Origin of the sequence: Pseudomonas sp. WP18, assembly GCF_036689585.1 — a bacterium.
GTDB lineage: Bacteria > Pseudomonadota > Gammaproteobacteria > Pseudomonadales > Pseudomonadaceae > Aquipseudomonas > Aquipseudomonas chlororaphis_E.
Window position 1 is genome coordinate 442,118 of sequence record NZ_CP144758.1, and the last position, 14,121, is coordinate 456,238.

At 62.5% G+C, this 14,121-nt stretch carries 16 protein-coding genes; 3 read left to right on the forward strand and 13 right to left on the reverse strand.

Features of this window, described 5'->3' with window-relative positions; genetic code table 11:
• Positions 1-12: 12 nt before the first annotated feature.
• The 12 genes from V5F23_RS01900 to ubiE all read right to left on the reverse strand — a co-directional run bounded on the left by V5F23_RS01900 (position 13) and on the right by ubiE (position 11,246).
• Complete coding sequence (locus V5F23_RS01900; protein ID WP_123579398.1) at positions 13-354, reverse strand: DUF6124 family protein; 342 nt, start codon at positions 352-354, stop codon at positions 13-15.
• A gap of 742 nt (positions 355-1,096) precedes the next feature.
• Positions 1,097-3,013: a methyl-accepting chemotaxis protein gene (locus V5F23_RS01905; protein WP_338497410.1), complete on the reverse strand. Its 1,917-nt coding sequence runs from the start codon at positions 3,011-3,013 to the stop codon at positions 1,097-1,099.
• A gap of 133 nt (positions 3,014-3,146) precedes the next feature.
• Positions 3,147-5,063, reverse strand: a complete 1,917-nt coding sequence (locus V5F23_RS01910; RefSeq protein WP_338497412.1) for a methyl-accepting chemotaxis protein — start codon at positions 5,061-5,063, stop codon at positions 3,147-3,149.
• 145 nt (positions 5,064-5,208) lie between these two features.
• Complete coding sequence (locus V5F23_RS01915; protein WP_338497414.1) at positions 5,209-5,916, reverse strand: 16S rRNA (uracil(1498)-N(3))-methyltransferase; 708 nt, start codon at positions 5,914-5,916, stop codon at positions 5,209-5,211.
• The gene (gene tatC, locus V5F23_RS01920) at positions 5,913-6,707 is read right to left on the reverse strand and encodes a twin-arginine translocase subunit TatC (protein WP_042730521.1); all 795 of its coding nucleotides are present in this window, start codon (positions 6,705-6,707) and stop codon (positions 5,913-5,915) included. The genes V5F23_RS01915 and tatC overlap by 4 nt, the downstream gene beginning before the upstream one ends.
• Positions 6,704-7,123 carry a Sec-independent protein translocase protein TatB gene (gene tatB / locus V5F23_RS01925; RefSeq protein WP_338497416.1) on the reverse strand — a complete coding sequence of 140 codons (420 nt, stop codon included), beginning with the start codon at positions 7,121-7,123 and terminating at the stop codon, positions 6,704-6,706. Before tatB ends, tatC begins: the two co-directional genes overlap by 4 nt.
• Before the next feature lie 10 nt (positions 7,124-7,133).
• On the reverse strand, positions 7,134-7,421 hold the full coding sequence (locus tag V5F23_RS01930) for a twin-arginine translocase TatA/TatE family subunit (protein ID WP_042730519.1): 288 nt from the start codon (positions 7,419-7,421) through the stop codon (positions 7,134-7,136).
• Positions 7,422-7,445: 24 nt separating this feature from the next.
• Positions 7,446-7,778 (reverse strand): phosphoribosyl-ATP diphosphatase, encoded by a 333-nt coding sequence (locus V5F23_RS01935; RefSeq protein WP_003186671.1) that lies wholly within the window; start codon positions 7,776-7,778, stop codon positions 7,446-7,448.
• Complete coding sequence (gene hisI / locus V5F23_RS01940; RefSeq protein WP_042730518.1) at positions 7,771-8,169, reverse strand: phosphoribosyl-AMP cyclohydrolase; 399 nt, start codon at positions 8,167-8,169, stop codon at positions 7,771-7,773. The genes V5F23_RS01935 and hisI overlap by 8 nt, the downstream gene beginning before the upstream one ends.
• Before the next feature lie 81 nt (positions 8,170-8,250).
• Positions 8,251-9,855, reverse strand: a complete 1,605-nt coding sequence (ubiB, locus tag V5F23_RS01945) for a ubiquinone biosynthesis regulatory protein kinase UbiB (RefSeq protein ID WP_338497422.1) — start codon at positions 9,853-9,855, stop codon at positions 8,251-8,253.
• A gap of 3 nt (positions 9,856-9,858) precedes the next feature.
• Entirely contained in the window at positions 9,859-10,476 is a 618-nt protein-coding gene (locus tag V5F23_RS01950) for an SCP2 sterol-binding domain-containing protein (protein WP_123579403.1), read from the reverse strand.
• Entirely contained in the window at positions 10,476-11,246 is a 771-nt protein-coding gene (gene ubiE, locus V5F23_RS01955) for a bifunctional demethylmenaquinone methyltransferase/2-methoxy-6-polyprenyl-1,4-benzoquinol methylase UbiE (RefSeq protein WP_042730516.1), read from the reverse strand. Before ubiE ends, V5F23_RS01950 begins: the two co-directional genes overlap by 1 nt.
• 155 nt (positions 11,247-11,401) lie before the next feature.
• Between ubiE and V5F23_RS01960 the strand changes: the two genes are divergently transcribed.
• The 3 genes from V5F23_RS01960 to V5F23_RS01970 all read left to right on the forward strand — a co-directional run bounded on the left by V5F23_RS01960 (position 11,402) and on the right by V5F23_RS01970 (position 13,276).
• Positions 11,402-11,677, forward strand: a complete 276-nt coding sequence (locus V5F23_RS01960; RefSeq protein WP_338497425.1) for a polyhydroxyalkanoic acid system family protein — start codon at positions 11,402-11,404, stop codon at positions 11,675-11,677.
• A gap of 260 nt (positions 11,678-11,937) precedes the next feature.
• Complete coding sequence (locus tag V5F23_RS01965) at positions 11,938-12,360, forward strand: phasin family protein (RefSeq protein ID WP_047736138.1); 423 nt, start codon at positions 11,938-11,940, stop codon at positions 12,358-12,360.
• Positions 12,361-12,370: 10 nt separating this feature from the next.
• Entirely contained in the window at positions 12,371-13,276 is a 906-nt protein-coding gene (locus tag V5F23_RS01970; protein ID WP_042730513.1) for a phasin family protein, read from the forward strand.
• A gap of 165 nt (positions 13,277-13,441) precedes the next feature.
• On the opposite strand, the gene V5F23_RS01975 is transcribed toward V5F23_RS01970, so the two are convergent.
• On the reverse strand, positions 13,442-14,062 hold the full coding sequence (locus tag V5F23_RS01975) for a TetR/AcrR family transcriptional regulator (protein WP_042730512.1): 621 nt from the start codon (positions 14,060-14,062) through the stop codon (positions 13,442-13,444).
• Positions 14,063-14,121: the final 59 nt, after the last annotated feature.

A 14,121-nucleotide genomic window follows, 5' to 3' on the forward strand; every position in this document is an offset into this window, starting at 1 on the left:
TTTTAGGTGCGCTCAAGGTTGTGTATTGAGTTCGTCCAGCATTCGATTCGTCAACAAACCGCCCAGCTCAATCAGTTGCTGAATGCCTAGGGCAAAATGACGCCGCGAACCATCCAGGTCGAATGCAAGGTTGTTGATCATGGTATTCGCTGAAGCCAGGGTTTCGCTTAGGTTGGCCAGCATGCTCTCAGTATCGACGCCGTCAACGACAGTAAATAACTGGCCCGAAGTCTGTTCGTCCTCGGGCTTGGTCTGTTTTGGGTTCAGGTAGTCATCGAGCGCACGATCAGTGGCTTCCTGAAGTTTTTTGGTATCGGTTTCTGGTTCTGGTGGGTTAGGTGTGACCTTGTACATGCTTGACGCTCCTAGGGTAATGGAGTCGCCAGACATCGCTGCTAAACGAGAAGGGTGGCGACTGTACGCGGGTTAGCAGACCGGGACCCTAGAACCCGGCAGACTCGAAAGTCTCCCACGCACAACCGCCATGACATAAATGAGTAGGCACCGAAGCCTGCTCACGCATGTGGAGAGCGCACGTCTAGGATTGTCCAGGCTGCTAAACCCGATCGCTAAGCCGATAGCGACCCGCAGACATTAGGCCTGGGGGGCCGAGACGCACAAGCCGGCGGATTCTGGCGTAGCTGTAGGCAATGGCGCAAGGCTGCGTAGCCTCGAGCTGACGGATTGTTGGCCTGGATATTGGCTGGGCCCGCTATGGGACCAGAGCTGGCTCGCAAGCCGGCTGTTAAGCCGCCTCGCTTTTGCTTTTGATCCTGCTTTTGATCTTGGGGCCCCATCAACCACAAGGGCCGAACGCAGGCATTGCGTAGTGGGTATCCCGGCATGGATGCCGGGATAGCCGCGCTGGGCCATGGATGGCCCTTCGCGGCGGGCCCACGGAGCAATGCCGGAGTGAGGGAACACCTCGCCTAAGCGAGGTGCCCAGTGGTGGGGCAAGGCGCTTTTGGTTACTTTTGGCGCCTTATCCAAAAGTGACCCGCCGTAAGGGCGGAACCGCCAGCGGCCGTAACCGCAGCAACGGATATACACACCACCCAGAGAGCACCACCCAGGGAGCACCACCAACAAGATCAAGCTAAACCCTGAACCGCCCCACCAACGTCTGCAAATGCACCCCCAACCGCGCCAGTTCAGCACTCGAAGCCGCAGTCTCTTCACTGGCCGCAGAAGTCTGCTCCGACACATCCCGCACATTCAGCACGCTACGGTTGATCTCCTCGGCCGTGGCGCTTTGCTGCTCGGCGGCCGCGGCGATCTGTTGGTTCATCGACTGGATCGCCGAGACGGTACGGGTGATGTTTTCCAACGAACCGCCAGCACGGCGTGTCAGTTCGACGCTGCTGTCGGTCAGGCCGCGGCTGTTGTCCATGATCGTGGCGACCTGTTGGGTGCCGTTCTGCAGGCCCAGGATCAGTTCCTCGATTTCCTCGGTGGACTTCTGGGTGCGTTGGGCCAGGCTGCGGACTTCATCGGCCACTACCGCGAAGCCACGTCCGGCCTCACCGGCGCGGGCGGCCTCAATGGCGGCGTTGAGGGCCAGCAGGTTGGTTTGCTGGGCCACGGACTTGATCACGTCGAGCACGCTGCCGATCTTGTCGCTTTCGCGCTTGAGGTCGCTCATGGCGGTGGTGGAGTGGCCGACTTCCTCGGCCAGGCGTTCGATCTGCGCGATGGCTTCGCCCACCACCCGCTCACCCTCGCGGGCCTGCTGGTCGGCGGCGACGGCGGCTTCGGACGCTTCCTCGGCATTACGTGCCACTTCCTGCACCGTGGCAGTCATTTCGTGCATGGCGGTGGCGACCTGATCGGTTTCCACTTTCTGGTTGTTGACCCCGGCGCTGGTCTGTTCGGTGACGGCGGAGAGTTGTTCGGCGGCGCTGGCGATCTGCGTGACGCCTTCGCCGATGCCGCCGATCAGTTGCCGCAGGCTGACCACCATCCGTTGCAGGCTGCTTTGCAACTGCCCCATCTCATCGCGGCGACGAACCTCGAGGTTCTGGCTCAGGTCGCCGGAGGCCACCCGTTCCAGTGCCACCAGGGTCTGTTGCAGCGGCACGACGATCTGCCGGGTGATGAGCCAGGCGGCCAGCAGGCCAAACGCCAGCGCCAGTACGGTGACGATGATCAGCGTGCTTTTTGCGCTGGCCGTTTCTTCATTGCGTTTCTCGGTCTGCGAGGTCGTCAACTGATTGCTCAGGTCATTCAGGCGGGTCTCCTCTTGTGTCATTTTCTTCAGAGCCGAGGCGGTGGCGACCTGGGAATCGCGGAACTGGCTGACCGCCGCGCGATAGGCTTTCATCGATTCGGTGGCCTGTTGCAGGTTGGCGGTGTGTTGCTCCGGCAGTTTGCCTGGCAAGCCTTCCAGGTTTTTCAGGACGTTGTCGATGGCGTCCAACGCCGGCTGTTCGGCATCGGCCTTGCCGCTGTAGGTGTAGCCGCGGACCTGGTAGCGGGCCTGCTGGATCAGCTTGCTCAACTCGACCACGTCGTTGAACGGGGCAATGCTATCGCCTTGGTGCAAGGCGTTCTCGACTTCAGTAACCTTGGCCACGGCATTGTCGGCGTTGGCGCCCAACTTGGATCGGGCCGACTCGCGATCCTGCGTCGCCTGGGTCATGTCGGCAAAAGCGCGCTTGTATTCGTCGAGGTTGGCCAACTGTTGGTTGAGCAGGTCGCGGTCCGCTGGTCGCACGAATCGATCGAGGGCCGCCTGGAGGCTCCCTTGAAGCTTGGCCAGGTAGTCGCTCACGGCTGCCGGCCCTTGTTCGCCGCGACGCATCTCGTAGTCGAGGCGGGCGACTCGAAGGTCCTTGGCCAACTCGTTGAGGCTGGAGATGGAGGCCTGCTTGTCTGCGCGGCTGATCACGCTGCTCAGGCTGTTCCAGCCGGCGAGGGTGCTCAGGAGGGTCATGAACAGCACCAGGCCAAAACCGACGCCCAGTTTGCGATTGACGCTTACATTTCCCAGCTTCTCGGTCAGCCAACTGAACATGTTGATACTCCCCTCGAACCGTTTTATAGGCCTTATGAGGAGAGTATCGACCATAGACGAGCGATCTGTAGGAAATAGGCCGGCGTATTTCCAGGGCGAAGCAATCCGTGCCCCGCCCTGGCTGTTGCCGGTGCTAGACCTTGAACCGACCCACCAACGTCTGCAAGTGAACGCCCAGGCGGGCCAGCTCGGCGCTGGAGGTGGCGGTTTCTTCGCTGGCGGCCGAGGTTTGTTCGGAGACGTCGCGCACATTCAGCACGCTGCGGTTGATCTCCTCGGCCGTGGCGCTCTGCTGTTCGGCGGCCGCAGCGATCTGTTGGTTCATCGACTGGATCGCCGAGACGGTGCGGGTGATGTTTTCCAGGGAACCGCCGGCGCGGCGCGTCAGTTCGACGCTGCTGTCGGTCAGGCCGCGGCTGTTGTCCATGATCGTGGCGACCTGTTGGGTGCCGTTCTGCAGGCCCAGGATCAGCTCTTCGATCTCTTCGGTGGACTTCTGGGTGCGCTGGGCCAGGCTGCGGACTTCATCGGCCACCACGGCGAAGCCACGGCCCGCCTCGCCGGCACGGGCGGCCTCGATGGCGGCGTTGAGGGCCAGCAGGTTGGTTTGCTGGGCCACGGACTTGATCACGTCGAGCACGCTGCCGATCTTGTCGCTTTCGCGCTTGAGGTCGCCCATCGCCGCGGTGGAGTTACCCACTTCGAGTGCCAGGCGTTCGATCTGGGAGATGGCTTCGCTCACCACCCGCTCACCCTCGCGGGCCTGCTGGTCGGCGGCGACGGCGGCTTCGGACGCTTCCTCGGCATTACGTGCCACTTCCTGCACCGTGGCGGTCATTTCATGCATGGCGGTGGCGACCTGGTCGGTTTCCACCTTCTGGCTGTTGACCCCGGCACTGGTCTGTTCGGTGACGGCGGAGAGTTGTTCGGCGGCGCTGGCGATCTGCGTGACGCCTTCGCCGATGCCACCGATCAACTGGCGCAGGCCCACGGTCATGCTGTGCATGGCGCGTTGCAGTTGGCCCAGTTCGTCGCGCCGATCTGAGGTGAGGTTATAGGTCAGGTCGCCAGCGGCTACGCGTTCGGCCACCGTCAAGGTCTGGCCGAGAGGGCCGACGATCTGACGGGTGATGAACAAAGCGGCGACCACACCCAACAGCAGCGCCAGCGCGGCGGCGACGATCAGGACGGTCTTGGCCTGGGCGGCGTCACGGTCACGCACGGCGGTCTGGGAGACGGTCAGTTTCTGGCTGGCGTCCATCAACACCTGGCCTTGCTCGGTCATGCGCTGGAGCGCCGCGGCGTTGTCGATCTGCGAGTCTCGGAACTGGCTGACAGCCGCGCGATAGAGGTTGAACGAGTCGTTGGCCTGTTGCAGGTTGGCCTGATATTCCTCAGGCAACTGCTCGGGCAAACGAGCCAGCAGCTTGAGTACGTTATCGATGGCCTCGAGGGCGGGTTGCTGGGCATCGCTCTTACCGCTGTAGGTATAACCGCGCACCTGATAACGCGCTTGCTGGACCGCTTTACTCAGGGTCACGATGCTGTTGAAGGACGAGATATCGCCCGATTGCAGCAGCGCCTTTTCAACGTCGGCGACGCGGGCCACGGCATTGTCGGCGTTGGCGCCCAGCTTGCTGCGGGCATCTTCGCGGCTGACGGTGGCGCGGGTCATCTGGGCAAAGGCGCCTTTGTATTCCGTGACGGCGGCCAGTTGTTTATCGATCAGCGCCACATCGGCCGGTTGTTCAATCAACTGGCGAGCGGTATTGAGCCCGGCTTCGAGTCGGCCAAGCAGGTCGTTGACCGGTTGTGGTCCTTTCTCGCCGCGTGTGGTGTTGTACTCGATGCTTGCCAGATTCAGGTCCTGGCTCAAGTCGTTGAGACTGGCGATGAACCCCAGCTTGTCGCCCCGGCTGATGACATTGCCCAGGCCGGACCAGCCGGTGAACGCGATCATCACTGTGAGAAACAGCACCAGGCCGAAGCCTGCACCGAGTTTGCGATTAACGCTTACGTTTCCCAGACCCTGGGCAAGCCATCGGAACATGCTGATACTCCCTTGGAGCGTTGAATTGGACTTGTGGGCGCTGTATCGGCGGCTCGGGTGGGATCTGTAGCCATGACGCTGACGAACTTAAGCGTGTGGGGCTTGTGGCGGGGCTCGCCACAGGACGTCAATCAACCGCAGGGCATCAGAACAGCCGTGCAAGCAGCGCCGTGACCGCGGTCTCGACCCGAAGGATCCGCTCGCCCAACTGCACCGGTTGCAGGCCTGCCTTGCTCAGCAGGTCGATCTCGTAGGGGATCCAGCCACCCTCCGGGCCGATGGCCAGTGTCACCGCCTCCGTCAGCGCCCGAGGGCAGGGCGGATGGTTGCCCGGGTGGCCCACCAGGCCGAGGGTGCCTTGGGTGATGGCTGGCAGACGGTCTTCGACGAAGGGCTTGAAGCGTTTTTCGATGATGATCTCCGGCAGCACGCTGTCCCGGGCCTGCTCCAGGCCGAGGATCAATTGCTCGCGAATGGCCTCGGGTTCGAGGAACGGCGTCTGCCAGAAGCTCTTTTCCACCCGGTAGCTGTTGACCAGCACCACCCGCGGTACACCCATGGTGGCGACGGTCTGGAACACCCGCCGGAGCATCTTGGGGCGGGGCAGGGCCAGCACCAGCGTCAACGGCAGCTTGGCCGGCGGCGGCTGGTCGAGGCTCACCTGCAGCTCGGCCTCGCGGGCTTCCAGGCGCAGTACCTGAGCCGTGCCCATCAAGCCGCCGAGGCGCCCGACCCGCAGGCTGTCGCCGACGGCGCTGCGGTGGACTTCCTGCATGTGGGTCAGCCGGCGATCACTCAGGATCACCCGGTCCGGCCCGATGAAGTCAGCCTCTTCGAGCAGCAACAGGTTCACGCTTGGGTCGCAGGCGGTTGGTCGTTGTGGTCGTCAACCGTCTCGTCTTCCGGGTGTTCGCTGCGCTTGCGCACCAGGCCGCCGAACAGCACGCCGATCTCGAACAGCAACCACATCGGCACGGCCAGCAGGGTCTGGGAAAAGATGTCCGGCGGGGTCAGGATCATGCCGACCACGAAGCAGCCGATGATCACGTACGGACGGATCTTCTTCAGGTACTCGACGTCAACGACGCCGATCCACACCAGCAGCACCACCGCCACGGGGATTTCGAACGCCACGCCGAAGGCGAAGAACAGCGTCATGACGAAATCCAGGTAGCTGGTGATGTCGGTCATCATCTCCACGCCCGCCGGAGTGGCGGCGGCGAAGAACTTGAAGATCAGCGGGAACACCAGGAAATAGGCGAAGGCCATGCCGGTGTAGAACAGCAGGATGCTGGACACCAGTAGCGGCACGGCGATGCGTTTTTCGTGCTTGTACAGGCCGGGCGCAATGAAGCCCCAGATCTGGTGCAGGATCACTGGGATCGCCAGGAACAGCGAGACCATCATCGTCAGCTTCAGGGGCGTCAGGAACGGTGACGACACGTCGGTGGCGATCATCGTCGCGCCGGCCGGCAGGTACTGGCGCAGCGGCGTGGAGACGAAGGTGTAGATCTGCTGGGTGAAGGCGAACAGCCCGGCAAAGATAATGAAGACCGCCGCGACGCAACGCAGCAGGCGCGTGCGCAGCTCGGTGAGGTGCGATACCAGCGGCATCGGCTGGTCATGCTCTGGGATATTGCTCATGGGGCTCGCGGCGGCAATGTAGGGTCGTTGGGAGCGGCTGGGGGCGTGGCCGTCGGGGCCGGCTCCACTGGTTTGGCTGGTTCGGCCGGTGCCTGCAACGAATCGGTCGCCGGCGCTTGCGGGGCAATCGTCGGCTCGACCGCAGGGGCGACCGGCGTCGGCTCCTGCTGGGTCGGCGTGAGGATTTTGCGCGCTTCCTGCTCCAGGGACAGGATGTGTTCGTTGTGCAGTTGCCGACGGATGTCGTCGGCACCGATTTCACGTTCAACTTCCTGTTTGATCGCGTTGAAGCTGCGCTTCAGGCGCCCGATCCACAGACCGGCGGTGCGCGCAGCACCCGGCAGGCGCTCGGGGCCCAGGACCAGCAGGGCAACGAGGCCGACGAGCAGCAGTTCAGTGAAGCTGATCCCAAACATTAGTCAGTGCTCACGAGTCTTTGCGGGTCGGCTCTTCGACTTTCTGGGCCTGCACGTCGATGGTGTGCGGCGCACTCACAGGCTGGGTCGCCTGGGGATGGACAGGTTGGGCCGGTGGAACCGGTTGGGCCGGTGCCGCGCTCGGGTCGGCGGGTTTTTCGTCATCGTTCATGGCCTTGCGAAAGCCCTTGATCGACTCGCCGACATCGGTGCCGAGGTTCTTCAGCTTCTTGGTGCCGAACACCAGCACCACGACGACCAGGATGACGATCCAGTGTTTCCAGTCAAAAATACCCATGTGGCTATTCCTCTCAAGAGTTGATCAGGCGGACGGACGCGAGGCTTTCTCGACATGCCCGGACAGACCGAAGCGACGGTCCAGTTCATCCAGTACGGCCTGTGGATGCTGCCCCAGTTGGGCCAGCATGACCAGGCTGTGGAACCACAGGTCGGCGGTCTCGTAGATCACGTCGCTGCAGTCACCGCTGATGGCGGCGTCCTTGGCGGCGATGATGGTCTCGACCGACTCTTCGCCGACTTTTTCCAGAATCTTGTTCAAACCCTTGTGGTACAGGCTGGCGACATAGGAGCTGTCGGCCGCGGCGCCCTTGCGCTCTTCCAGCACCTGGGCCAGGCGGGTCAGGGTATCACTCATGGGGATGTCCTGAATAAATGGCATGCGGGTCCTTGAGCACCGGGTCGACGGTTTTCCAGTCGCCGTTCTCGAAGACGCGATAGAAGCAGCTTTGACGGCCGGTGTGGCAGGCGATCTCGCCGACCTGTTCGACCATCAGGATGATGACGTCGCCGTCGCAGTCCAGGCGCATCTCATGCAGGTGCTGGACATGCCCGGACTCTTCACCCTTGCGCCACAGCTTGCCACGCGAACGTGACCAATAGATGGCGCGGTTCTCGGCGGCGGTCAGGGACAACGCCTCGCGGTTCATCCAGGCCATCATCAATACGCGCCCGGTCTTGTGATCCTGGGCGATGGCCGGCACCAGGCCGTCAGCGTCCCACTTGATCTCGTCCTGCCAGTTTTTCATCTTCGACTCCGACAATGGGCCGCGCACTTGGCGTCGGCGGGCCCAGCGTTGAAACAGTGTGCCAGTGCGAACCGGTGCTGGCTATCGGCGAACGACCAGATACAGACCCACCGCAACCATGACACCGGCCGGCCAGTGGCCCAGTTGGCTCAACGGCCCGCCGCTGGCCAGCACCGCGCCACCGCCCAGGTGGGCCGCGCCGAGCAGGCGCAGGAACCAGTCGTCCTTGCGTTTGTGCCAAGGCGGTGGCGGATCCTGGGCATGGGGCTGGGACATGCGTTCCAGCAGGTCGCGGGTCATGTTGGCCAGGTGCGGGATCTGCTCGAACTGGCTCTGCACGTTGCCCAGCAAGGTGCGCGGGCTGACGCGCTCGCGCATCCAGCGTTCGAGGAAGGGCTGGGCGGTGTTCCATAGGTCCAGGTCCGGGTACAGCTGGCGACCGAGGCCTTCGATGTTCAGCAGGGTCTTTTGCAGCAGCACCAGTTGCGGCTGGACTTCCATGTTGAAGCGGCGTGCGGTCTGGAACAGGCGCATCAGCACCTGGCCGAAGGAAATATCCTTTAACGGTTTTTCGAAGATCGGTTCGCACACGGTGCGGATCGCCGCTTCGAATTCGTTGAGCTTGGTCTCGGCCGGCACCCAGCCAGAGTCGATGTGCAACTGGGCTACCCGACGGTAGTCGCGCTTGAAGAAGGCGAACAGGTTGCGGGCCAGGTAGTCCTGGTCTTCCGGGGTGAGGCTGCCGACGATGCCGCAGTCGATGGCAATGTACTGTGGGCTCCACGGCTGCACGGTGCTGACGAAGATGTTGCCCGGGTGCATGTCGGCGTGGAAGAAACTGTCGCGGAACACCTGGGTGAAGAAAATTTCCACGCCGCGTTCGGCGAGCATCTTCATGTCGGTGCGCTGGTCGGCCAGGGTCGCCAGGTCGGTGACCTGAATGCCGTAGATGCGCTCCATCACCAGCACTTTCGGCCGGCACCAGTCCCAGTAGACTTGCGGCACGTAGAGCAGGGGCGAGCCTTCGAAGTTGCGGCGCAACTGGCTGGCGTTGGCCGCCTCGCGTAGCAGGTCGAGTTCGTCGTAGATGGTTTTCTCGTAGTCCTGGACCACGTCCACCGGGTGCAGCAGGCGTGCATCGGCCGACAGCCGCTCGGCGGCGCGGGCGAGGATGAACAGCCACGCCAGGTCCTGGGCGATGATCGGCTTGAGGCCCGGGCGGATCACCTTGACCACCACTTCTTCGCCGCTCTTGAGTTGCGCGGCGTGCACCTGGGCCACGGAGGCCGAGGCCAGGGGCTCGACGTCGAAGCGGCTGAAGACTTCGCTGATCTGCTTGCCCAACTGCCCTTCGATCAGTGCCACCGACACCTTGGAGTCGAACGGCGGCACGCGGTCTTGCAGCAGCATCAGCTCATCGGCGATGTCTTCGGGCAACAGGTCGCGACGGGTCGAGAGGATCTGCCCGAACTTGATGAAGATCGGCCCCAGGTCCTGCAAGGCCAGGCGCAGGCGTGCGCCGCGACTCAGGTCCAGGGTGCGCCGGGGCAGCCAGCGCCACGGCAGCACGAAGCGCAGCGCCAGGAGAAACCAGGGCAACGGCAGGGCGAACAGCAGGTCATCGAGGCGGTAGCGAATCACGACGCGCTGGATGCGCAACAAACGGCGGACGGCAAGCAGCTTCATGCGTTATCGCTTGGTTTCAAGGGATCGGGAAAGGCGCTCGAAACGCGCCTCGAGTCGTTCCAGGTCAAGCTTGACCTGGTCCAGTTCATTAAAGCGGGCCTGGGCTTCGCGTTGGCCGACGAGCGTACGCGATTCCTCGGCCAGGTACTCGCTCAGGTTCTGTCCCAGGCTGGCGAACCCTTGGCGGTACCAGCGGGCGCGGCTGCGCAGGTGGCCGCCGAGCAGTGGGGTGGCCACCGGGCCGAGCCATCGGGACACTTCATACTCCCAGTCCAGCTCCAGGTCCTGGAGGACCGCCGCCAGCTCCAGCAGCACGCCGCTGTCGCCGTCGAGCTCGACGTCGGGGCGGTGCAGGACCGCGGTCTTGTCCTTGCTCAAGGCCAGGCTCAACAGGCTCGACGCCGGGGCCCGCAGCGTACAGTCCGCCTCGGCTTCCCAGTGCGCGGCGAGCATCAGGCCTTCGTCGCTGGGCAGGAGGAACAGTTGCAGCGCCGGGCTGCGGCAGTCGACGGCAATCACCTTGCCGCTCAAGGGCGCCAGGCGCGCGAGCGCCGTGCTGTCCAGGCGCAGGACGCGGTTGATACCGAGTTCGACGCTGGCGAGCAGGCCGGTGAGCAGCATCAGGGCTTGATACCGCGGTGCAGGGCGACGATGCCGGCCGTCATGTTGTGGTAGGTCACGCGGTCGAAGCCGGCGTCCACCATCATCGACTTCAGGGTTTCCTGGTTGGGGTGCATGCGGATCGATTCGGCCAGGTAGCGATAGCTTTCCGAGTCGTTGGTGATCAGCTTGCCCATCAGCGGCATGAAGGCGAACGAGTAGGCGTCGTAGGCCTTGGACATCAGCGCGTTGGTCGGCTTGGAGAACTCCAGCACCAGCAGGCGTCCGCCGGGCTTGAGCACCCGCAGCATCGAGCGCAGGGCGTCTTCCTTGTGGGTGACGTTGCGCAGGCCGAAGGCGATGGTCACGCAGTCGAAGTGGTTGTCCGGGAATGGCAGCTTCTCGGCGTCGGCCTGGACGAACTCGACATTGCCGGCCACCCCCAGGTCCAGCAGGCGGTCACGGCCGACCTTGAGCATGGATTCGTTGATGTCGGCGAGCACCACCTGGCCGGTCGGCCCGACGATATGAGAGAACTTCTTCGTCAGGTCGCCGGTGCCGCCCGCGATGTCCAGCACGCGGTTGCCGCTGCGCACGCCCGACAGTTCGATCGCAAAGCGCTTCCACAGGCGGTGCATGCCGCCCGAGAGCAGGTCGTTCATCAAGTCATACTTGGCGGCCACCGAGTGGAAAACCTCAGCGACTTTTTCCGCCTTCTGGCTTTCCGGCACGTTCTTGAAGCCGAAGTGAGTGGTGGGTTCGGCATCGCTGCCTTTGCGCGGGTCAGTCATATCGCTGTCACCAAAAAAGAATGCGGGACATTCTAATCCCGGTGGAGGGCTTTGTCTTGGCAAGGCTGAAGGTAAGATGAGCCACCGCCAGGACGTTTTGACGCAGCCAGGGTCTGAAACGTTCAGGCAAGTCCCGATAAAACAGGAGTCACCCGATGGCCCGTATTACTGTTGAACGTGCCCATGACCTGGGCAAGGAAGCGGCCCGTGCCAAGGCCGACAAGATGGCGCAGAAGTTGTCCGAGAGCTACGGCCTGGAGCCGCAATGGGTCGGTGACACGCTCAAACTCAAGCGCTCCGGGGTCAAGGGCGAAGTGCTGGTCGGTGAGGACTCGATCCGTATCGACGTGGAACTGGGCATGTTGATGTCGGCGATGAGCGGGACGATCAAGACTGAGATTGAAAAGGCGCTGGATAAAGCGTTGGCCTGATTGATCGCAAGGAGGATACCGCCTCAAGTTCACCACCAAACGCTGTGGGAGCGGGCTTGCTCGCGAATGCGGTATGACATTCAGTATTGATGTTGACTGATCCACCGCATTCGCGAGCAAGCCCGCTCCCACCCGTGGTCAATCATCGCCCACTCTGTGTCAGTTGTTAGGGTGCCCTTTCTAATTATTGTCACTACTTTGTGCCTGAGCCCGTCCGTGTGCGGGCAGTTCCTCAAACCCATCTGCGAGTGAGGTGCACCATGGCCAAAGTTGTCCTGAAGAAAAAAACCGACGTTGAATCTTCCACGCTAAGCGACGTGAAAACGTACGCGCGCAAGATCTGGCTGGCTGGCCTGGGCGCCTACGCGAAGGTTGGACAGGAAGGCAGCGAATACTTCCAGGAATTGATCAAGGCTGGCGAAGTTGTTGAAACCAAAGGCAAAAAGAGCGTTGCCGGAAAACTTGAAGCCGCCAACAGTGAGTTGATGGAAGTCAAGTCCGACGTTAATACGTTCAAGGCCAGGGTTGAAGTTCAGCTCGATAAAGTAGAAAAGGTATTTGATGCTCGTGTTGCAAGTGCCTTGAATCGTATCGGCATTCCGTCTAAACATGACGTTGAGGCACTCTCTGTCAAGCTCGATGAGCTGACGGCATTGCTCGAGCGTGTTGCGCGTAAACATTAAGGAGAACGGGATGGCTGGTAAAAAAAGCACAGAAAAAGAAGGCAGCTCGTGGGCCGGGACGATTGAAAAGTACTCCCGCAAAATCTGGCTGGCTGGTTTAGGCGTGTACTCGAAGATCGACTCTGACGGCAGCAAACTCTTCGAGTCCCTGGTAAAGGACGGCGAGAAGGCCGAAAAACTCACCAAGACGGCGGTCAGCAAGCAGGTCGATGCCGCCAAGGGCTCTGCCGAGTCCGCCAAGTCGCGCATCGGCGGCGTGAAGGATCGGGCACTGGGCAAGTGGGACGAACTGGAAGGGGCTTTCGACAAGCGCCTGAACAGCGCGATCTCCCGTCTGGGTGTACCAAGCCGCAATGAAGTGAAGGCGTTGCACAGCAAGGTCGACACCCTGACCAAGCAGATCGAAAAACTCACCGGTGCCAAGGTGACCCCGGTGGCAGCCAAGCCTGCGGCGAGCAAGACTGCTGCGGCCAAGCCGGCCAGCAAGACAGCGGCCAAGCCTCTGGTCAAGGCCGCGGCCAAAACCGCTGCCAAGCCGGCGGCCAAACCAGCGGCGAAAACCGCGGCGGCCAAGCCTGCTGCCAAGGCTGCGGCTAAACCGGTAGCGGCCAAGACCACCGCGGCAAAGGCTCCAGCCAAGCCAGCGGCCAAGCCGGCGGCGAAAACCGCAGCGGCCAAACCTGCTGCCACCAAGACAGCCGCGAAGCCGGCCGCCAAGCCTGCGACCAAACCCGCGGCGGCGAAGAAACCTGCCGTGAAAAAACCAGCCGCACCGAAAGCCGCAGCCCCCAAGGCACCGACGGCGGCCGCCAAGCCAGCCCCTGTGGCGAGCACGGCGAACTCCGCCTCGGCACCGGCTCCGGTGGCCAACCCGACGCCAGCGCCGGCTCCAACGACGCCTACCAGTCAGTCCTGATTTACAGGGCAAATCAAAACGCCCGGCCTGTGAAGGTCGGGCGTTTTTGTTTGCGTTGCCACCCATCCAATGTGGGAGCGGGCTTGCCCGCGAATTCGATGGATCAGCCAGCATCGATGCTGAATGCCGCACCGCATTCGCGAGCAAGCCCGCTCCCACAGGTTGCTAATCGTGGTCTTCCAGGTATTGGAGCGCCAACTGTTCGGTGGCGGCTTTCACCTGCGGCAGCAAGTGCGCCGCCACCAGCATCATGATCTGGTAGACCACCAGCCGGACCTCGCCCTCGCGAGCGAGAATGCGTTGGTAATCCAGCGAGAACAGCAAGGTCATGGTGATCTGCTCCACCAGTTGCCCCAGGGCCTGGGTATCGCTGACCAGCAGTCCCTGGGCCTTCAGTTGCGCCAGCAGCGACGCGAGGGTGCGCTTGAGGGCGTTGAGCAACTGGCGGATGCCCTTGGCCAGTTTCGGCAGGCGCCCGGCCAGGTTCGACAGGTCCTGGAACAGGAACCGGTACTGGGCCAGGCGCTCGACGATCAGGTGCAGGAACAGCCAGTAGTCCTCCGGTGCCAACCGCACTTGTGCCGGTGGGTCCAGCAGCGGCGCCAGTTCACCCTGGAATCGCTCGAACAGGCCGAGGACCAGTGGCTCCTTGCCGTGGAAATGGTAGTAGAGGTTGCCGGGGCTGATGCCCATTTCATTGGCCACTTCCAGGGTGGAAACGTTCGGCTCGCCCTTTTCGTTGAACAATTGCAGGGCGCATTCAAGGATGCGGTCGCGGGTTTTCATCCGGTCTTCTTAATTGATCAAGTCGTGCCACGGCCATTGGTCGGCCGTGGCGTTGGGGC